This is a genomic window from Burkholderia semiarida (assembly GCF_029268935.1).
GTDB classification, from domain to species: Bacteria; Pseudomonadota; Gammaproteobacteria; order Burkholderiales; family Burkholderiaceae; genus Burkholderia; species Burkholderia semiarida.
Genome location: NZ_JAHLCL010000008.1, coordinates 2123958 through 2145739, shown reverse-complemented (window position 1 = coordinate 2145739; position 21782 = coordinate 2123958). Strand labels below are relative to the sequence as shown.

12 protein-coding genes and 1 pseudogene are annotated in these 21782 nt (G+C 62.2%); 10 read left to right on the top strand and 3 right to left on the bottom strand.

Translation table 11 applies throughout. The annotated features are described in order from the left end of the window. Positions 1-20 precede the first annotated feature (20 nt). Positions 21-331: pseudogene (locus tag KPB06_RS32610) on the bottom strand (transposase domain-containing protein); the annotation flags it as partial. A 505-nt stretch (positions 332-836) separates the two neighbouring features. Between KPB06_RS32610 and KPB06_RS32605 the strand changes: the two are divergent. The 6 genes from KPB06_RS32605 (at position 837) to KPB06_RS32580 (ending at position 12422) form a co-directional block, all read left to right on the top strand. After that, positions 837-1460 (top strand): hypothetical protein, encoded by a 624-nt coding sequence (locus KPB06_RS32605; protein WP_226094230.1) that lies wholly within the window; start codon positions 837-839, stop codon positions 1458-1460. Between the two features lie 662 nt (positions 1461-2122). After that, positions 2123-2752, top strand: a complete 630-nt coding sequence (locus KPB06_RS32600) for a hypothetical protein (protein ID WP_143328761.1) — start codon at positions 2123-2125, stop codon at positions 2750-2752. A gap of 8 nt (positions 2753-2760) precedes the next feature. Beyond that, complete coding sequence (locus KPB06_RS32595) at positions 2761-7365, top strand: calcium-binding protein (RefSeq protein WP_059575541.1); 4605 nt, start codon at positions 2761-2763, stop codon at positions 7363-7365. A 101-nt stretch (positions 7366-7466) separates the two neighbouring features. Next, entirely contained in the window at positions 7467-9653 is a 2187-nt protein-coding gene (locus KPB06_RS32590) for a type I secretion system permease/ATPase (RefSeq protein ID WP_059575539.1), read from the top strand. Further along, on the top strand, positions 9650-10993 hold the full coding sequence (locus KPB06_RS32585; RefSeq protein WP_275905244.1) for an HlyD family type I secretion periplasmic adaptor subunit: 1344 nt from the start codon (positions 9650-9652) through the stop codon (positions 10991-10993). Before KPB06_RS32590 ends, KPB06_RS32585 begins: the two co-directional genes overlap by 4 nt. Further along, a complete protein-coding gene (locus KPB06_RS32580) occupies positions 10965-12422 on the top strand; it encodes a TolC family protein (protein ID WP_275905243.1) in 1458 nt (485 codons plus the stop codon). Before KPB06_RS32585 ends, KPB06_RS32580 begins: the two co-directional genes overlap by 29 nt. 51 nt (positions 12423-12473) lie before the next feature. Here KPB06_RS32580 and KPB06_RS32575 read toward each other — a convergent pair whose 3' ends face one another. After that, complete coding sequence (locus tag KPB06_RS32575) at positions 12474-14918, bottom strand: DUF3772 domain-containing protein (RefSeq protein ID WP_275905242.1); 2445 nt, start codon at positions 14916-14918, stop codon at positions 12474-12476. Between the two features lie 448 nt (positions 14919-15366). On the opposite strand from KPB06_RS32575, the gene KPB06_RS32570 reads away from it, so the two are divergent. The 4 genes from KPB06_RS32570 to KPB06_RS32555 all read left to right on the top strand — a co-directional run bounded on the left by KPB06_RS32570 (position 15367) and on the right by KPB06_RS32555 (position 20770). Next, positions 15367-16785 (top strand): MFS transporter, encoded by a 1419-nt coding sequence (locus KPB06_RS32570; protein WP_059643568.1) that lies wholly within the window; start codon positions 15367-15369, stop codon positions 16783-16785. A 334-nt stretch (positions 16786-17119) separates the two neighbouring features. Beyond that, on the top strand, positions 17120-18433 hold the full coding sequence (locus KPB06_RS32565; RefSeq protein ID WP_275905241.1) for a hypothetical protein: 1314 nt from the start codon (positions 17120-17122) through the stop codon (positions 18431-18433). Positions 18434-18594: 161 nt separating this feature from the next. Beyond that, positions 18595-19707: a porin gene (locus KPB06_RS32560; RefSeq protein ID WP_124863227.1), complete on the top strand. Its 1113-nt coding sequence runs from the start codon at positions 18595-18597 to the stop codon at positions 19705-19707. Positions 19708-19717: 10 nt separating this feature from the next. Next, positions 19718-20770, top strand: a complete 1053-nt coding sequence (locus tag KPB06_RS32555; RefSeq protein ID WP_275905240.1) for a nucleoside hydrolase — start codon at positions 19718-19720, stop codon at positions 20768-20770. 31 nt (positions 20771-20801) lie between these two features. Here the strand turns inward: KPB06_RS32555 and KPB06_RS32550 are convergent, their stop codons facing one another. Further along, the gene (locus KPB06_RS32550) at positions 20802-21710 is read right to left on the bottom strand and encodes a LysR family transcriptional regulator (RefSeq protein ID WP_059643579.1); all 909 of its coding nucleotides are present in this window, start codon (positions 21708-21710) and stop codon (positions 20802-20804) included. Positions 21711-21782 lie beyond the last annotated feature (72 nt).

Sequence of the window (21782 nt, the reverse complement as noted above, 5' to 3'; positions counted from 1 at the left end):
TGGCACGGAATGAACCCGATAAGCCGGGCCGCGGGCGCATCGCCGGGCCTGGGCGTGCTTGAGCGACGGTGCTCTTGCTGACGAACGTGCCCTCGTTGGCAAGACCAGATCGAATCTATCGACCACCTCGCTGGTTGACCAGTGCCGGTAGATTGCTAGCGCGATGACCAGCCACACCAGTTGTTCGGCCGGTAAGCACCGCCGACGAATGCCGGCCGCGCCCGCCGCTTCGATGGCCTGTTCGATCCAGTTATGTGGCAGATGCTTTGCTGAGTCGACTGAGGTCGGCAGGTGCGGTATCCAGTAGAAAGGTCAGGTGGTCGTTCAGCATCGCTGACCAAGTTAACAGTTTGCCGCTCCGTTTACAACTCCAACGATAAATTTACTACTCCAACGATAAAACAAAAATACCTTTCAGGTTTTGACTGAACGGCATTGCTACCACAGCGCCGGCTTTTTTGATTTTTTGCGGTATTGATTGGCTCATGGGTCTATAGAGTAGATCGACTGGTATTGTGAATGTGTAAAGGGCAGCTAATTCGGGGTTGTAAGGCGTGGATCAGACAAGTACGGAATTGTTTTCCTTGTTTCGTATGTGTATGAAAAATTAATCGTTTGCTTGTTTTCTTTCAATTCTTTCTATACCTTTGTGGTGTTGTGCTCGGTGACGGGTAAGGTACGGCAGAAAACGGATTTTCATGTGGTTTTTGGGATGACATTGATATTTCGAATTATGAAATTACGCGAATCTGAGCAGAAAGAAGTATTGGCGTCGAGCGATTGATGAATGAGTAAGAACTGGTTGGGGTGGCTTTAATATGGGTCGCCAATGTTGAATGGATTGGAAAGTAAAATTAATGGGACGTGACTCAATATTGAAAAAGGAAACTGATTCGAATGAATCTCGAAGTATTGTTGGTGAAATAATTGGAATTTATAAATTCAGTCCGGTTATTCTGGTATTGCATGTCGCCGGTGTAATCGTAGCTTGGCTTGCGCCGGAGGATGTGCTGGTGCAATGGCCCTTTCTGGATGTGATTGTAGCCGGCGTCGGCAAAGTATTTCCTTTGATATTCGGTGCTGTTGAAAAGTCAAAATTCCCCGACGTCACTGCACTCTATTTTGCACTGATGCTTGCCGCGTTCCCTTTTAGGCTTCTGGTCGGATTTCGCTTGCTTTATGCTGGTCAGGCTAAGGGGAGGGAAACGTATGAAAGATTGTCGATGGCAGGGAAGGCAAAGGTAATTTTTGGGGCTCCGTTTTTCCTTTTATGTGGGATTTTTGTTTTGGTTGAGGGGTATTACTACGAATTTAATTTCATTCCAATTAGTGAGTCTCGATTGTGGCTTGGCTTGGTGGGGCCATTGTTCGCCGGCGGTGCTCATATTATGAGTATTTCTCTAGGTCTTAGTTGGATTTGGTTTTTTATGACCAGAATTTTTTCATCGAAAGAGGAGTGATTCATGGCTTGGCATGAACTTGATGAGTGGGATGGGCTGGGTTCGCCATGGGAAAGGAATTAAATTCGCTGCAATATGGTTCCGCTCAGATGGGGTAAGTGTCGAACAATGCGGTGTGTCTTTCTACGGGTCCTGCTGCGTGGGTCCAATATGCGAGTACGATGTGGCAGAGCTTGGATGAGTTGAGTAACGTAACAATCAGCACGTTGGATAGCATTGTTTGTAGCCGACTTGATGTTCAACTTTTGAATTACGTTGAGGTCGCACGGCGGATCTTGGAAAGATGGCTTGTTTTCCAAGATCGCATAGGAAGCGGAGCCTTCGTCTCCAAATTGACGTCGGGATTCTGGTGAAAATTGGGCGGAATTGTTAGCGCGGCCGTGGCCACCGCTTTACGACCGCCATCCGTTTCCTTCTTTATGTTGAGATTAGCCTGCGTGGGGGATGCTATTGGGAGACTTAACCGACGGTGCTCGGCAGGAATATATCGCATACTCGGACAAGTACGGAATTATTCTGTCGTTTCGTATGCGTACGGAAGTTAAGCGTTCGCTTGTCTTCTTTCAATTATTTCTATATCTTCGTGACATGGCATCGTGCGGTTCAATAGTGTGATGTAGGGATAAGTGTTGATGTTGTGTATATATTGATTAGATCTACGTATGAAATATGAAGCGGATCAAGATGGCTTGCCATTGCTGCCAGAGGATGGTCGACGTCATGGCTTAGCATTGGGGGGCGTGAGGAAGATTTTTGTTTTGCTCGTGATTTCGTTTTTTGTCTCTGCGTGTGCGATTAATTCAGTGGAGGATTACCCGGTTCGGTCTCCAAAGATTTTTTTGACGGATATCAAGACTGTTGCAGATTCTGGCGATCTTGAGAATGTCGAGTTTGTTGCGAATCGACTAAGGATTGACTACAGAGTGGACCCACGGCAGCCAGTTAGCGATAGCAAGGGAGTGATTGAGGGGTATGGGGTTGATGTGAAACGCATGGCATCCTCTAAAGAATACAGGAAGACGAGAGGGTTTGACTATGGAATATTCTGGCCTATGGGGAGAGGTTTCTATAGGGCCGGGTTGTCGCTCCCCATTGATAGCAAGGAAATATGTATAACACCGAGCGATCTGTTCGAGATATTTGATAATGTTGAAAAATATCCGGTTTCTCACGGGACGTGGTGGGCATATATATATGAAAAGAAGGATGTGAATACCAGGGCGGTTTTTTCGATTGATCGTGGTGGTTGTATTAGTGGTGTTTATATTTCGATGAATCGTGGGAGAAAGTGAGGCGGATTATGCGGATAACTGGTCGTGAAGAATTGTTTCGAGATATTGAGTTGGGGCGAGAGGCTATTGATCTGATTAATAAGAGTAATCTGCTTGTAGAGCAAATAATCAAATACAACGAAGGTGTTGTGAATAAGGATCTGGAGGCAATTAGGGTTGACACTGACGAGCGGGGAATATTCTGGGATCGTCGGCGGCCAGGAATTGTATTTGGGAGTTACGGTGGAATGACGTTCGACGGACTCGATCCGCGTGTTTTGGTCGGCATCTTGAGTCACGAGATTGGCCACTATGTCAACGATGCACGCGATCAAGCTCGGGAGCGGCTCCATGCAGCTGAGATGCGAGACGACTACCATGTGGCGGCTATGGTGGGAGTGACAAGAGAGGCTGCGGCTGCCTATAACAATTGGTTGGTATCTCGGGAGATCGCAAAAAACGGCGGTGTGTTGATCCCCGTACTGGGCGATCGCCCGGACCACGACACTGCGCCCGGATTCGATCTGAACAGTGCGCTGACCAAGGTCTACGACGCGAACGTCGGAAAGATGTCTGCTGACACGCTGGAGCTGGTCATGATCGAGGTGGCGGGAAACTATCTGGCTCGGGCGCGTCCCGGAGCGGATCTGGATACAACGTACTATGAGCAAAATGGAGTAGCTTACGGTGCGACCGGCAAACGTTTGTCCCAAGCGCCAGTCGCGGGAGTGAGCTATTCATTGGATCTGGCGACGGGTTTTATCAAGGCCACCACGCTGGTATTTTCTACCGGTGCAACGCAGATCAACCAGTACGTTAGCGGGGCGCTCAGTACCGCAACGTTGTACGGCTCGAACGGACAGGTGACGGAATATGTAAGATATGCGACGAATGGTGCCAGGCTTCAAGAGACTCGATTTGCCAATGATGGCCGCGTGGTTACTACCAGAACCGATGCCAACTGCGACGGCGTCTTCGACAACATCAAAACAGAAACCCACCTCGGTAACGGCGCCAGCGTAATCCGCGAAGACACCAACGGCGACGGCGTTACCGACCGCAATTTCGTCGTAAACGGCGGTCAGCGCTACGACTTGTCCAACGTCCGCGATGCCGCCTTTGCCGACAGCCTGCTGTCGCGATATCGCGCCACCGGCCTACTGAGCGGCACAAGTTATCTGGATCTGAGCCAGATTATTTCGCGAACCCTGACCTTTGGCGGAAAAAACGACTACGGGTTCACGATGCCCGCAGGCTGGCAAAACCCGATCGGCGCATTCTACGAAGCGAAAAGCGCCGCACTGGACGCGGCAGTATCGATTGCAAACAAGACCCCCGTACTGCTCGACGCGCAGCGGCGTCGCCTGAGCGCGGCAGCGCTTGGATCGCTTGACGCCAATCGCGACGGCAAGCTTTCAGGCGCGGAATTGAGCGGGCTGCAAGTCTGGGTCGACACCAATGAAGATGGCATCGGCGACGCGGGCGAATTTCAAACACTCCGGCAGGCAGGGATTTCCGAGATCCGCGCTATCGATTACGACCTTCTGACCCGCGGCAACGCTTGGTATGCGGCAGGCTCTGCCGCCGCGCCGTGGAAGGGGAGCGACGTTGCGGGCCAGCCCGGAAGAATCTATCTGGCGCCGAGCGTACCGTTTTCGAACTATCGGTGGTTGCGCGACAACGACAATATTTACTGGGTCAACGGCGGCAGAGACTTTATCTTTTTCGGCCCGAATCAAATCAAGGTCAACAACAGCAATCGAACCTATCTCGTCGGAACCGACGGCAACGACGTATTCGATGCGAACTACTACGCCGCATACGGTCACTGGATCAACAGCGGCCTGCTCGTGAACTTCCTCGCCGGCGGCGGCGACGACATCATGGGCGGCAGCAGCCGCAACGACAATTTGTGGGGCGGCACCGGCAACGACACGCTGTTCGGCTATGACGGCGACGACAGACTGTACGGCGAGGAAGGTGACGACGAACTCAACGGCGGCGCCGGCAACGACGTCCTCGACGGCGGGATCGGCAACGACAGGCTATTTGGCCAGGTCGGCAACGACATCATGAACGGCGGCGACGGTGACGACATCATGATGGGCTTTACCGCATCGAACGAAAGCAAGCAAACGCTGGCCTGGGGCGAAACGGATGACGACGTCATGTACGGTGGCGCCGGCAACGACCGGATGTGGGGAGGCCTCGGCCACGACTACATGGACGGTGGCGACGGAGCGGACTTCGTGAGTGGCGGGGACGGAAACGATACGGTCTTCGGCGGCGCCGGGAACGACGAACTGCATGGTGACGCAGGCAACGACCAGCTACTTGGAGACGCCGGTAACGACCGCATCTTCGGCGAAGCCGGCGACGACGTGCTCTGGGGCGGCGATGGCGATGACGTGCTGGTCGGCTTCACCGCCAGCAACGATGCGAAGCAAACGTTGTCGTGGGGTGAATCCGACAACGACACGCTGTATGGCGGCAACGGCAATGATGCGCTGTACGGCGGTTTGGGCAACGATTACCTCGACGGCGGCAACGACCACGATTTCCTCGACGGCGGAGATGGCGACGACCGGCTCTTCGGTGGGGCGGGTAACGACGAGTTGAACGGCGGCAACGGCAACGACGCGCTTTCCGGTGAATCCGGCAACGACAAGATTTTTGGCGGTGCAGGCAACGACACGATCTGGGGTGGCGACGGCGACGATATTCTCGTCGGCTTTACGGCCAGCAATGACGCGAAGCAGTCGCTGGCCGCATGGGAAACCGACGACGATACGATCTACGGCGGAGCCGGAAACGATCTGATCCTCGGCGGTCTCGGCAACGATCTGCTCCACGGCGACGCAGGCAACGACGAAATTCAGGGGGGCGACGGCCACGACCGGCTTTACGGCGGCGACGGTGACGACCGACTGTTCGGCCAGGTCGGAAACGACATCCTGTACGGCGGCGCCGGCGACGATTTGCTGGTGGGTTTCACCGGCGACAACGAGGCGAAGAGGACGCTAGGCCCCGGTGAAACCGACGATGACTATCTCTACGGTGGAGAAGGCAATGACACGCTGCTCGGCGGTCTCGGCGACGACTATCTCGACGGTGGGGCCGGCGCGGATCACATGGAAGGCGGCGCGGGCAACGATACCTATATCGTGAACAGCGTCAATGACGTGATTCTCGAATACGCAAACGAGGGTTACGACACGGTCATCAGCAGCGCAAACTACATTCTCAATGCCAATATCGAAGAATTGAGACTCGTCGAAGGCTTCAACATCAACGGCACGGGCAATGCGCTCGATAACCGGATCGTCGGCAACAGCGCAGACAACATCCTCGATGGTGTCACCGGTGCCGATACGATGATCGGCGGAAAGGGCAACGATACCTACTACGTCGACAATGTCGGCGACCGTGTCGTCGAATTCGCCGGCGAGGGTATCGATACCGTGCAGAGCAAGATCAGCTATACGTTGGGCGAACACGTCGAGAACCTGAACCTGCTGGATTTCGGCAAGCCGGAAAAAGGGCTTGTCGACGGCGTGGCTGTTCACGTGTACGGGTACCCGAAGGCCAACGAGCTGGATTACATGCAAGGCGATGCGGTTCCGACGTTCCAGGGAACGTGTGCGCTGACCTCGATCGCGAATCTGTTGACGCAGACCGGGACGCCGACGACTGAGGGAGACGTCGTCCGACGCGCAATCGACAATCAATGGGCCGTCACCAGCCCGGCGGCAACGGATTACCAGCGAGGCGGGTCGAATTACGTTCAGCAACAGGCGCTGCTCAAGAGTTACGGTATTGCAAACAATCTGCTTGCCGGCTACGACGAGCATGCGGTTGCGAATCTCGTGCGCAGTGGTCGTGGCGTGATACTCGCGCTGAACTCGGGGCGGCTCTGGGAGGACAGCGCTTATCTCGATGGCGGTGGCGTGAATCACGTCGTCACCGTGACGGGCGCGGTCTACGGAGACTCTGACGGCCAGCTCAAAGGCTTCTATATCGCCGACTCGGGCCGCCGGCGCGTCAGCGACATGACGCGCTACATCAGCCTTCAGGAGTTCCGGGCAGCCGCCAACGTACCGAATGCCTACGCGATCTACACGGCCGAAGCGCTGAAACTGTGGAACGAGGACATCGACGGCACGGGTAACGCACTCGACAACACGATCATCGGCAATCGCGGTAACAACGTGCTGGATGGTGGTGCCGGCAACGACATCCTGGTCGGCGGCTTGGGCAACGATACCTATCGATTTGGCCGCGGGTCCGGCCGCGACACGATCCGGGACGACGACGAAACGCTCGGCAACAGCGATGTGATCAGCATCGGGGCTGGCGTATCCGCGGATCAATTGTGGTTCCGTCACGTCGGCGACGATCTCGAGATCAGTATCCTCGGCTCCAGCGATACGGCTACGGTTCGGGACTGGTACTCGGGATCACGCTATCAGATCGAGCAGATCCGCTTGGACGATGGTCGGACGCTCGTCAACGCCGATGTCGAGAAGCTGGTACAGGCCATGGCGGCATGGTCGCCGCCGGCTGCAGGAGCGGTAACGCTGCCCCCTGAGCATCAGGCCGCGCTTGCGCCCACGCTGGCGACAAGCTGGCGCTAATTCCCGTTCCCGAACGTCCATCCGTCCGGTTGCACATTAGTGCGACCGGACGGCCTGCTGCCGGCCGTATCGCATTTCCTTCCTCGCCACGTATTCCCTCCATGGACAGTTCCAATTTCCGGCCTCAGGCGTCGTTTCCGACGCAGGATGTCGACTCCGGTCTCGCCGTCGTTCTGACGATGGCGAGCCTGCACGGCATCGCGGCCGACGAAGCCGCGTTGCGACATGAATTTGGTTTCGATCGTTTCGATACTCAAACAATCCTGCGAGCCGCGCGTTCGCTCGGCATGACGGCCCGGGTCGTTCAACAGAACCCCGAACGACTGGATCGGGCGCCTATGCCCGCGGTCGCACGGATGAAGGGTGAAGGCGGCTATTTCGTGGTCGCGCAGTATCAGGCCGGGGATGGAACGCGCGCGCCCCGAACGCTTGTCCAGTTTCCGGGGGAGGCGCCTACCGTGCTGACGCGCGAGCGTCTTCTAGAAATCTGGACGGGAGAGCTCATCTATTTCACGAGCAGGAGCAGCATTGCGGGCACTCTGGCGCGCTTCGATTTCAGCTGGTTCATTCCGGCAATCGTCACGTATCGGAAGCTGCTGGGCGAGGTCCTCGTGATTTCTCTGGTGTTGCAGTTGATTGCGCTCGCCACGCCGCTCTTTTTCCAGGTGGTGATGGACAAGGTGCTCGTCAATCACGCGATGAAGACGTTGAACGTGATCGCCGTTGGGCTGATTTGCGCGACGCTGTTCGAGGCGGCGCTCTCGGGGATACGAACGTGGGTCTTCGCGCATACGAGCAGCAAGATCGACGTCGAACTCGGCGCGCGGCTCTTCCGCCATCTTTTGGCGTTACCGCTGGCGTGGTTTCAGGCGCGCCGTGTAGGCGATTCCGTCGCCCGTATTCGCGAGCTGGAGAACATTCGCGCGTTCCTGACCGGCAACGCCGTGACGCTGGTGATGGACCTCGCGTTTTCGTTCGTTTTTCTCGGGGTGATGCTCTGGTACAGCGCGTGGCTTACGTTGATCGTCGTTGTTTCGATTCCGCTCTACGGGTTGTTGTCGGTCGTGTTTACGCCGATCATTCGGCGGCGTCTGAACGAAAAATTCAATAAGGGCGCCGAGAATCAGTCATTCCTCGTTGAAACCATCAGCGGAATCGATACGGTCAAGGCGATGGCACTCGAGCCGCGCTGGACGGACCGATGGGATCGTCAACTGGCCGCTTATGTGAGTGCGGGGCTGGCGGCGACCAACGTTGCCACGATTGCAAGCGGCGGCGTGGCGTTGATCAGCAAGCTGGTGACCGCGGCGATCATGTGGCTGGGCGCCATGCTGGTGATCGACGGCAAGTTGACGGTCGGCGAGCTCGTCGCGTTCAACATGCTGGCCGGGCAGGTATCCAGTCCGATACTGCGTCTCGCGCAGTTGTGGAACGACTTTCAGCAGGTGGGGATTTCGATGGGGCGCCTCGGGGATATCCTGAACACGGCGCCCGAAACCGCAGCGAAAAAGACGCGTGTACCCCGTCTCGACGGGGCGATCGAGTTCGACCAGGTATCGTTTCGCTACCGGCCGGATGCAAGCGATGTCATCCGGCAGATCTCCGTCAGGATCGCGGCGGGGGAGGTCATTGGAATCGTTGGCCGCTCCGGGTCGGGCAAAAGCACGCTGACCAAGCTCGCGCAGCGGCTATACGTGCCGGATCGCGGGCGAGTGCTCGTCGACGGGCAGGATATCGCCGTGATCGATACGGCGAGCCTTCGCCAGCAGATTGGCGTCGTTTTGCAGGAAAACACGCTGTTCAATCGTTCGGTACGGGACAACATCGCGCTGGCTCGACCCACTGCGTCGATCGACGCGGTGATCGATGCTGCGAGGCTGGCCGGCGCACACGAGTTCGTCTGCGAACTTCCGGAGGGGTACGACACACTCGTCGGCGAGCATGGCACCGGACTCTCGGGTGGCCAGCGGCAGCGCATCGCCATTGCCCGCGCATTGATGACCGATCCACGCATCCTGATATTCGACGAGGCGACCAGCGCGCTCGACTACGAATCCGAAGCCGTCATACAGGCCAACATGCGCGACATCTGCGCGCGACGCACGGTATTGATCATTGCGCACCGGCTCTCGGCGGTGCGCGATGCCGACCGGATTCTCGTGATGGATCGCGGGCAGATCGTGGAAAGCGGTACGCACGACACACTGCTGCGCATGCGGGATGGCATCTACGCACACTTGTATTCGCTGCAACAGGGCGGCCGCGACGTAGCGGAGGCACGGACATGAGCGTGCGGCAGCAGGCAGAGGCCTGGCGTGAACTGGTGGGGCGTTACCGCGACGTCTGGCGTCACTGCTGGAAGCGACGCCATCGGATGACGCTGCCGGCATTCGACGCGAACGAGGCCGAATTTCTCCCGGCGGCGCTGTCGGTCCAGGCGGCGCCTGTCTCGCCGGCAGGCCGGTGGGTCGCGCGCATACTCATCCTGCTCGTGATGACGGCGATCGTCTGGTCGTATTTCGGGAAAATCGACATTGTCGTCGACGGCGGCGGCAAGATCATTCCATCCTCCCGGACCAAGACACTGGCGGCGGTCGAAGTGGCGAGCGTCAGAGCGCTGCACGTGCGCGACGGCCAGATCGTGAAGACGGGCGATGCGCTGATCGATCTCGACACACGCGTGATCGACGCCGAACGTCAACGGGCGGACGGCGACCGGCTGAATGCGGTACTGCAGGTCGAGCGTGCACGGGCGTTGATCGACGCGATCGACACGGGGCGACAACCTCGACTGGCGGATGTGGAGGGCGTGTCGCCCGAGCGGCGGCGCGAGGTCGAGCGACACCTGCTGGATCAATGGCGCGATTTCGTCGCGCGGCGGGACCGTCTCGACAGCGAAATACACAGGTACGGCCAGGCCGCTCCGCTTGCGGCGCGTCGTGCGGACGATTACGCCAGGTTGATGAAGACCGGTGACGTTGCGGAGCACGCGTGGATCGAGGCCGAGCAGCAGCGCATCGATATGGCGGGACAACTGGCGGATGCTCGTCACCAACGCGCGGCGCTCGTGGCAGAGACGCGAAGGAATACCCAGGATGCGCTGAACGATGCGCAGCGTATCGTGGACGCGTCGTCGGGCGACATGCGGCGAGCGGAGGCACACGGGGAACTGCTGCGCCTGACCGCGCCGATCGACGGAACCGTCCAGCAGCTCGCCGTCCACACCATCGGGACGGCGGTGCCGGCCGCGCAGCCGCTGATGCAGATCGTGCCGCGAGAGGGGGCGGTAGAAATGGAAGCATTCGTCGACAACCGGGATATCGGCTTCGTCAAGGAAGGGCAGGCCGCCAGCGTGAAGATCGACGCATTCGAGTACACGAAATACGGCACGGTGTCGGCGACCGTGAGTCATGTCTCGCGCGATGCGATAGACGACGACAAGAAGGGGCTCGTCTACTCGGTCAGGATCATGCTCGATCGTTCGGCGCTGATGGTCGACGGTCGCGAGATCGCACTGTCGCCGGGTATGTCGGGCAGTGCGGAAATCAGAACCGGCACGCGGCGGGTAATCGAGTATGTGCTGTCGCCGTTGCTGCAGCATGCACGGGAGAGTTTGCGTGAGCGCTAGGAGCTTGAAAGATCGCGCGCGTCCGTGGGTCTTCGGCCTGATGTTGGTTTCGATTGCGTGCAATGCCGAAACACGCGGGATTCCGGATGGCCTCGCCGATCCGCTGCTGACCCGTCCGCCGGTGCTGGATGCGGGGAAGCGATTACCGGGCGATGACGCGCCAGTTGTGTGCGCTTCGTCGACCGACCCGGCGAAGCCGCTGACGATTGGTGATGCGGTCGATCTTGCGCTATGCCACAACCCCCGTATCCGAGCGGCGTGGGCATCGATCAAGATCCAGGCCGCCGCGGTGGGTGAAGCCAGATCGGCATGGCTCCCCACTATCAACGGATCGATCAGCCAACTGACGACATATAGCCGGTATCCCGATGCACCGTCGATGAATACGCGCGGTGTCGGTCGAGCGTCGAACGCGACGTTGAACTGGCGGCTACTCGACTTTGGCGGGCGGGCTGCAAACGGCGCGGCGGCGCAACAACTGCTGACGGCCGCGCTGGCGAGCCACGACGCAGCGATGCAAAAGGCGGTCGCGGATGTCGTCGGGAGTTATTTCGATGTTCAGAATGCTCAAGCCGCGTTTGCCGCGCGTACCGAATCCGCGACCTTGGCGGAATCGACGCTGCGTGCGTCGCGTAAGCGACTGGCCATGGGCGTTGCATCCCGAGCAGACGTATTGCAGGCGGAGACGGCGTTGGCCAAGGCATTGCTCGCTGCCCGGCGAGCGGGCGGAGAGGTCGCGCGGGCCCGCGCCGAACTGGTCTTTGCGACCGGTCTGCCCGCCGGCACGCGGGTCGAGGTCGAAGAGGCAGTCGTACCGGTTGCGCTGGACGCGGAGCGCCAGCTAAGCGACTGGCTTCGCGCGGCCGAAGGTTCTCATCCCGAGATTCGTGCAGCGCGAGCCAAATGGGAGGCTGCACAAGCGAAGGTGACGACTGCACGGTCAGAGGGTATGCCGACGCTGGATCTGAGCGGCACGTTGTCCCGGAACGGCTACCCGAATCAGGGGCTGCAGTCGGTGCGGGCGACGCAAACCAGCATCGGCCTGACTCTGACGATTCCGTTCTTTGACGGTTTTTCCCGCACGTATCGGATTCGCGGCGCGCAGGCTCAGACCGAACTGGCACAGGCACAGCTTCACGATACGCAGCAGCAGATTCTGCGTGACGTGCTGAAGGCTCACGCCGATGCGGAGACGACGGCGGATAACCTGGGAGCGTCGGCACGCTTGCTGGCTGCCGCGGAAGCGGCGCTGACATCGGCGCGCAATCGTTACGCGTTCGGCGCAGGCGATATTCTGGAACTGCTGTCGGCGCAGGCGGCGCTTGCCGATGCCCGCCAGGAACGGGTGCGAACGCTCGCCGAATGGGAGGCGGCACGGCTTCGACTGCTTGCCAGCGCCGGCATCATCGGACGATGGGCATTCCGGTAGGACTGGAGACGGCCATCGCGGTAGCTGCAGTACGCGACCGGCCGTCTTTGTTCACTTCTCTTCCGCCGGCATGTTCTGCACGACCAGCATCTGCGGGCTCGACAGCGTAATCCCCGCCGCGCGCAACTGCTTGAGGATCTCGAACAGCAGATCGCTCTTCGTCGAACTCGCGATCCGCGGGCTCGACACGTAACCCGTCACGCTCAGCGTGATCCCGTCCGGCGCGAGCTGGCTGAACGTCACCGACGGCGCCGGTTTGTCGAGAATCGCCGGGTGCGCGCGATACGCATCGAGCAGCAGGTCGCGCACCTGTTCCGGATCGGTGTTCAGCGGGAACGTCAGCACCAGCGTCGCGACACCCTGCGTGCTGTTGCCCATCGTCACGTTGCGCACGTTCTGCGAGATCAACTGCGAATTCGGCACGATCACGGTCGAGCGGTCGCTCAACTGGATCTCGGTCGCACGCACGTTGATGCGGCGGATGTCGCCTTCGACGCCCGCGATGCTGACCATGTCGCCCACCTTCACCGGGCGCTCGGTCAGCAGGATCAGCCCCGACACGAAGTTCTTCACGATTTCCTGCAGGCCGAAACCGATACCGACCGACAACGCGCTGACGATCCATGCGAGATTGCTCCACCTGACGCCGAGCAGACCGAGCGTCATCAGCACGAGCAGCACGTAGCCGACGTTGGTGAACAGCGTGATCAGCGACACGCGCATGCCGGTATCCATGCCGAGCGCGGGCATGAACTCGCCGTCGAGCCAGCGGCGCAGCGAGCGCAGCAGGTAGAAGCCGATCGCGAACCCGATCACGGCGTTCATGATCCGGTCGGGCATGATGTTCAGGCTCTGCAGCCGCTGGCTGCCGATCATCGCGACCGCGCTGTCGAGCAGATCGCCGGGCGTCGTGCCGAAGCCGCCCGTCAGCAGCGCGATTGCCGCGATCAGCATCAGCAGGCTCGTGCCGAAGCCGGACAGGACCGTGCGCGCCTGATCGAGGTGACGGTCTTCGAGCGCGAACAGGTGCTTGATCTGCTGGCCCGTCGACAGGCTCGACGAGAACAGGCTCTCGCTCGCGTCGCGCGTCAACTGGATCAGGATGTAGGTCGCGCACAGCACGATCTCGAACCACACGAGCTCGTACGTGATGAAGCGCGCGACCGTGATGTAACCGATCAGGAGTGCGATCAATGATACGACGATCGCGAGCGTGACACCGGCATGGATCAGGCCCGCGAGCGTCGAACGTTGCTCCGGCGCCTCGCCTGCTGCCGCGAGTGCGGCGCGCGCGCGGTTCGCGCGCAACAGCGACGCGCCGATCGTCAGCGCGACGACGAGCGATACGATGCCGCGGCCGAACAGCGTGACCGACAGGCTGGTGTCGACGATCCGGTTGATCGACTCGAGCGTACCGGATACCAGCAGCAGCGCGGCGAGGATGCTGGGGAACGGCTTCATCGCGAGCGCGACGGGATCGGCGAGCGCGGGCAGGCGCCACGACGGGTGCTTGGTGCAGAGCAGCGCACGGCCGAGGCCCGCGATCAGCGCGCAGGTCGCGGCGAGCTTCACGAACTGGTCCCACAGATCGATCAGCGACGGCGTGAGCTCGTAGCGGCGCGCGACGGCGAGGTAGAAGATCTGCACCGCAATCGCCGTTGCCAGGAAGGTCGACAGGGCGGTCGACAGCGCCAGTGCACTGCGCCGCAGGCGCGTGGGCGGCAGGCGGTTCAGCGCGACCCAGGCGAGCCCTCGCTCGATGAGCCGGCGGCCGCCGAGCCATGCCGCGAATGCGGCGATCAGCAGCATCGCGGTGATCGTCCGCTGCCCGGGCACCCACGACGAGCGCAGCATGTCGAACAATTCGTCGTCGAAATCCTGGAGCCGTTGGCGGTCGTCTGGCGACAGGTGGAACAGCGGCAGCCAGAACTCCGCGCTGAAGATGCTGCCCGAACGGAACGCGAGCTGGTTCTTCAGCAGGCTGCGGTGCAGCTTCGCGAATTGCTCGGTCAGGTTCGCGAGGCTCGCCTTCTGGTCGGCGGCCTGCTTCAGCGCGGCGTCGATCTGCGTCTTGCGCGCGTCGAGCGTGGCCCGCTGCTTCGCGACGGCGGGCGTTTCCGGCGCGGCGCCCTCGGCCGGCGGCGGGCCGAGCACGTCGAGTTGTGCCTGGACCTGCGCGCGTTGCGGCGTGAGATCGCTCTGCAGTTTCGCGACATCGGCGCTCAGTTCCTGCGCCGAATCGTCGAGCGCGTCCAGCTCCTTGCTGTTGGACGTGGTCGAAGTCTGCTGCTTGATGCGGTCCAGCTCGGCCTGCATCTGCTTGAGCTGCGCGACCGCGTCGGGCAGCGAGATGGCCGGCTCTGTTGCGCCGACGCCGCTCGCGACAGGCGCGGACGCGGCCGCCGGAAACGCCGACGCGGTCGCGATCGCCGCGAACTGCAGCAGCGCGATCAGCGCGATCCGGCGGGCGTACAGGGATAGTCGTTGTATGGACATGGAATGCTTACGATTTGCCGACAATGTCGGTTGCCGAAAGGCAGCCGGAAGCCGGGAGTTGGCCCGGTAGCATGTTACCGGGGCGCGGAACGCGTGGTTGTACCGATTGCGTCTTGCCGTTCGCCGCGATTTTGGCGGCGCGTGCCTGCGCGAAACGGCGCGGCAGGCCCGTATTGCCGGGCTTGCGCCGTCGGCGGGCGGGGGAAGGCGGCGCGGCAACGCCGAGCTGACGCGCGTTTCGTCTCTGATACACGGTTACGCAATTTACACATTATCCGGCGCGGAATCGGGCATCGAATCGGTTTGGTGCCTGTATCGCAGCCGGCTTGCCGGCTCGCACCTGCGCGAAACGGGCGTGCCGGTACAATGCAGCGATTCGCCCGGCGGCGGTTCGACGGTCCGCCGGACGACAAGACACAACACGACACGATCAGGAGACGCGCCCAAGATGGCCTCAACGGACAGCCTTCCGCAGGCACAAGCCCCATCCCCCTCCATCGACCCCGGCTCCATTTCGGCCCGCCTCGACCGCCTGCCGCCGACGCGCAGCGTCTGGAAGCTCGTCGTGTTGCTGAGCCTCGGCTTCTTCTTCGAACTCTACGACCTGCTGTACAGCGGCTACGTCGCGCCGGGCCTCGTGAAAAGCGGCATCCTTTCGGCAACGACACACGGCTTGTTCGGCACCACGGGCGTCGCGAGTTTCATCGCCGCGCTGTTCTCCGGCCTCTTCATCGGCACGATCGCGTGCGGCTTCCTCGCCGACCGCTTCGGCCGCCGCGCGATCTTTACGTGGTCGCTGCTGTGGTACACGGCCGCGAACGTCGTGATGGCGTTCCAGGACACCGCGACCGGGCTGAATTTCTGGCGCTTCGTCGTCGGTCTCGGCCTCGGCGTCGAGATGGTGACGATCGGCACGTACATCTCCGAACTCGTGCCGAAGCAGATCCGCGGTCGCGCGTTCGCGTGCGAGCAGGCGGTGGGGTTCGTCGCGGTGCCGGTGGTCGCGTTTCTCGCGTACCTGCTCGTGCCGCACGCGCCGCTCGGCCTCGACGGCTGGCGCTGGGTCGTGCTGATCGGCGCGCACGGCGCGCTGTTCGTGTGGTGGATTCGCCGCGAACTGCCGGAAAGCCCGCGCTGGCTCGCGCAGCAGGGCCGGGTCGACGAAGCCGATCGCATCATGCGCGCGCTCGAGGCGAAGGTCGAAGCCGAATACGGTCGGCCGCTGCCGCCGCCCGCGCCGGCCGAACCCGTGCCGCCGCGCGGCAGCTTCCGCGACATGTGGGTGCCGCCGTATCGCAGCCGCACGATCATGATGACGATCTTCAACGTGTTCCAGACGGTCGGCTTCTACGGTTTCGCGAACTGGGTGCCGACGCTGCTGATCAAGCAGGGCATCACGATCACGTCGAGCCTGATGTATTCGAGCGTGATCGCGCTCGCGGCGCCGATCGGCCCGCTGATCGGCCTCGTGATCGCCGACCGCTTCGAGCGCAAGTCGGTGATCGTCGCAATGGCGGCGGCGATCGTCGTGTGCGGGCTGCTGTTCAGCCAGACGACGGTGGGCGCGTTCCTGATCGTGCTCGGCATCGGCCTCACGCTCGCGAGCAACATCATGTCGTACAGCTTCCACGCATATCAGGCCGAGCTGTTCCCGACGTCGATCCGCGCGCGGGCCGTCGGTTTCGTCTATTCGTGGAGCCGCTTCTCGGCGATCTTCTCGTCGTTCGTGATCGCGGCCGTGCTGCGCGGGTTCGGCACGTTAGGCGTGTTCGCGTTCATCGCGGGCGCGATGGTGATCGTAATGGCCGCGATCGGAGGGATGGGGCCGCGCACGAAGGGTATCGCGCTCGAAACCATCTCGAAGTAGTGGGCAGGTGCGCACGCGTGTCGCGCGGTTCGAGCGGCATGCGTGCGATGTGGTCGAGGTTCTGAGTTCAGATGGACGGGGCGTCGGAATGATTGGTTGACCGAATCGATCGGACGGCGCGAGCCTGCCATGCAACGAACGCGCAGGTGGAAACGAGTTGAAACAAAGCGTGACGAAGCGCAATTTCACGGGAAATCGCGGTTTTCGTCGCTGCCGATTCACGCATCGACGAGTAAAATGGAGGGCCTGACGACTCATTAGCCGCCATCGGAGCGCCCGCGTTGCATCAGCGAACGGCTCCGCCGCGAAGAGGCGTCGGCGCCGGGCGCGCGCGATGCGCCGCACGTGTCGATGGCTTGCGCGGAAGATGCGCCGCTCGCACCAGCCGCATGCGGCGGCCGGATCGGCCGATGGCCTCGAACGTATGATTCTTGCCTATTTGACGCGGCGCTTTGCGAAGCCGCGTTGCCTCAACCGCGCAGTCGCCGCATCCGTGGGGCTTGCTGCCGCAGTGTCGGTTTCCGTGCTCGCCGAGCGGCCTGCCTTTGCCGCGTCCGACGCTGCGCCGTCTGCCGCGTCATCCTCATCCTCATCCTCACCCGCTGTGCCGCCTGCTTCGGCGCCCTCCGGTACGCATCCGGCTTCGTCCGCGCATGCGGCGCCGGGTGCATCATCGGCGGCAGCGCCGGCATCCGCCGCGTCACACGTGAATCACGCGGAACCCGCGGGCGCGGCATCGGGTGCGTCGGCCGCTTCCGCGTCGTCGGCCGCCGCGCCTGCATCGGGCGCCTCCGACACATCCGCCAGCGAGGCCGAGCCGCCTGCGCCCACTCCGCCGCGCCGGCATCCGCCGCTGTCGGCCGAGGAAGCCCAACGCGCGACGACGCGCGCGCTCGACATCCGCAAGCGATTCACGCAGGAAGTCACGCGACGCCTGAACGTGCCGGCGAACGAGCAGCGCGCGTACGGCGAGCGGCTTCAGAAAGCACTCGCCGATGCGGACCTTGGCGATCTCGCGGGCGAATACGTCGTGATGGTCGATCGCGCGCCGAACGTGCAGGCACTGTTCATCTACTTCCGCGCGACGCCGGCCAATGCGTGGCTGATGATCGGCGCATCACCGGTCGGCACCGGGTTGCCGGGCCAGTACGACCATTTCCTGACGCCGCTCGGCGTGTTCCATCACTCGCCCGATACGATGGATTTCCGCGCGGAAGGCACGACGAACGAGAACGGTATCCGCGGCTACGGCCACCGCGACATGCGCATCTACGATTTCGGCTGGGTGGACGGCGAGCGCGGCTGGGGCAAGGGCGGCGTGTCGCCGATGCGCTTCCAGATGCATGCGACCGACCCCGACCGGCTCGAAGCGCTGCTCGGCATCCGGCATTCGAAGGGCTGCGTGCGGATTCCCGCGTCGCTGAATACGTTCCTCGACCAGCACGGGCTGCTCGACGACGACTATCAGGCACGCGTCGAGGCCGGCAAGTCGCTGTGGGTGCTGCGTCGCGATCGCGACATCACGCCGATCGCGGGCCGCTATCTGGTCGTGATCGACAGCGCGCGCAAGACCCGCCCGGCCTGGTCGCCGATGCCGGGGCGCGGCGCGTGGTCGAAGCTGCCGAAGGGCGGGGACACGGCGGATTGACGGCCCGTTCGCCGAGCGCGGAAGGCGTAAAGATGAGAATAAATCCGTTTTATTGACATATAAGGAAAGCAAACTTTTATTATCCGATCCGGGTTCGTATAGTCGTGCCCAGTTTCGCGGAACCCTGCCGCGCCTGGACCCTCATCGACCACACGACCCGCATGAAAACTCTCTACAAGCTCGCTCCGCTCGCGATGCTCGGCGCCTTCGCGACCCATGCCGGTGCGCAAAGCAGCATCACGCTGTACGGTCTCATCTCGGCCGGTGTCGGGTTCGCGACGAATCAGGGCGGCAAGAACGCGTGGCAGGCGCTGTCCGGCACGAACCAGAACCCGCGCTGGGGGCTGAAGGGCAAGGAGGATCTGGGGCAGGGGCTGTCCGCGGTCTTCCAGCTCGAAAACGGCTTCAACGTGATGACGGGCACGGCCGCGCAGAATGGCCGCGAGTTCGGGCGCATGGCGTACGTCGGGCTCGCCGATCGTACCTACGGTTCGCTGACGTTCGGCCGCCAGTACGACGCGATCCACGACTACATCGGGCCCGTGATCATCGCGAGCAACGGCGTGAACATCGGCGACAACGACAACGGCTACAACGACATTCGCGTGCAGAACTCGGTGAAGTACGTGAGCCCCGTCTACTACGGGCTGAAGTTCACCGCACTGTACGGCTTCAGCAATGCCACCGGTTTCGCGAACAACAGCGCGTACAGCCTCGGGCTCGGCTATGAGCGCGGCCCGCTGCGCTGGAGCGCGGTCTATGCGCAGTACAACCATCCGTACAGCGCGACGAACCAGGACGGCGCGATCGCGAACGACTATGCGTCGCCGCTGCTGATCTTCAGCAAGAGCGCGATGTCGCCGGCCGCGTACGCAAGCCGGCAGCGGATCGCGGGCACGGGCGGCTTCTACACGATCGGCCGCGCGCAGTTCGCGGCGATGTTCACCGACGTGCGCTACGATTACCTCGACAATTCGCACCTGCACCTGCAGAACCTGGGCGTGAACGTCGTCTACACGATGACGCCGCAGCTCTTTCTCGGCGCCGCGTATGCGTTCACGAACGGCAAGTACGACGTGATCGACAAGCGTCCGAAATGGCATCAGGTGAACCTGCAGGCCGATTACTTCCTGTCGAAACGCACCGACGTCGCGCTGACGGTGATCGTGCAGCAGGCGGCCGGCGACGCGGATCATGCGCAGATCTTCGCGTATGCGCGTTCGACCGGCACGCGCCAGATGATGGCGACGCTCGGCGTCCGGCACGTCTTCTGAGCACCCGACCATGACTCACCCGATCGCATCCCGCCGCACCTTCCTGAAACTGTCCGCCGCGCTGGCCGGCACCGCGCTGCTGCCCGAAACGGGCGCATTCGCGGCCGGCGGCGACGTCGCGCGCCGCACGGTGATCATCGATACCGATCCGGGGCAGGACGACGCCATCGCGATCCTGTTCGCGCTCGGCGCGCCGGACCGGCTCGACGTGCGCGCGCTGACGGCCGTGGCAGGCAACGTGCCGCTCGATCTGACCGAACGCAATGCGCGGATCGTCCGCGACTGGGCCGGCCGCACGAAGACGCTGCCGGTGTACGCGGGCTGCCCGCGCCCGCTCGTGCGCGACCTCGTGACGGCCGCGAACGTGCATGGCAAGACGGGGCTCGAAGGCGTCGAACTGCACGAGCCGCGCGCGCCGCTCGCGGCCGGTCACGCAGTGTCGTACCTCGTCGATACGCTGAGCCGCGCGGCGCCGAACAGCGTGACGCTGTGCGCGCTCGGCCCGCTGACGAACCTCGCGACCGCGCTGGTCGAGGCGCCGCGGATTCGCGCCGCACTGCGCGATATCGTACTGATGGGCGGCGCGTTCTTCGAGCGCGGCAACATCACGCCGGCCGCGGAGTTCAACGTCTACGTCGATCCGCAGGCTGCCGACGTCGTGTTCGGCAGCGGCGTGCCGATCGTCGTGCTGCCGCGCGACGTCGCGGTGAAGGCGCCGATCACGCCGGCGCGCGTCGCGCCGTTCCGCGCGCTCGGCAACCGCTGCGGCGCGATCGTCGCGGACATCATGGAGGCCGAGCTCGCCTACAACAAGAAGCGGCGCGGTGTTGAAGACGCGCCGATGTACGACCCGACGGCCGTCGGCTATCTCGTCGATCCGACGCTGTTCGGCGGCCGCAAGGTGAACGTGGTGGTCGAGACGAGCGGGCAATGGACGCTCGGCGAGACGATCGTCGACTGGAACGGGCGCAGCGGCCGTGCCCCGAATGCGACGTGGATCAACGAAGTCGACGCGGACCGCTTCTACGCGACGCTCGTCGAGCGCATCGCGAAGCTGCCCTGAACGCGGGCGGCCACGCGCGGCGAACGTGGCATCAGATGTGCTTCGCAATCCACTCGCGGCACGCGCGTACGTGCGGTCCGCGATCGTCGGCGGCGAGCGAGATCAGCGAGATCGCACGCGTGACGCGCGGTTTGTCGACGCGCAGCGCGACGAGTTCGGGATCGTGCAGATGCATCGTGTAGAGGCTTGGCAGCACGGCGGTCGCGAGGCCGTTGCGCGCGAGCGCGTAGAGCGGCTCGGTGTATTCCATCCGGTACGTGACGTTCAGGCGCAGCTTCCTGGCGCCGCCGGTGCGATGCAGCGATTCGCTGACGCTGCCGCGCACGAATACCGCGAGTTCGCGATCGACGAGCTTCGCCCACGTGACGCTCTTCGCGCGGGCGAGCGGATCGTCGTGCCGTACGACGATCACGATCTCGTCCTCGAACAGCTGCTGGTAGCGCAGCGTGCCGTCGTCGCTATCGGGTTCGCGCACGCCGATGCCGAGATCCGCGACGCCGTCGCGCACCGCTTCGACGAGTGCGCTGTTCGGCAAATCGGTGAGCGTGAAGCGCAGCGTCGGGTGCGTGCCGCGCAGGGCATTGAGCGCGGGCAGCAGGCGGCCCGCGACCGACGGAATGAACGCGATGCGCACGGTCTGGATGCGTTCGCCGATGAGCCGCGTCATGTCGTCGAAGGTGCCGCGCGCCTGGTTGAGCAGGCGTTCGGCGAGCGGCAGCACGGCTTCGCCCGCGGTGGTGAGCGTGAGGCGATGCGCGGTGCGTGCGAACAGGCGGCCGCCGAGCAGGAACTCGATCTGGCGGATCGACGCGGTGAGCGCCGGCTGCGTGAGCGACAGCGCCTGCGCGGCCTGCGTGAAGCTGCGTGCATGGGCGAGCACGACGAAGTGCTGGACCTGCCGCAGCGTAAGCGCGGGGAGCAGCGACGAGCGGTCGGACATCGGGCAATAACGGTCGGGATGCGGTACGCGGCAGTATAAGACCGCGCTGCACGACCCGACACAGGACAATAT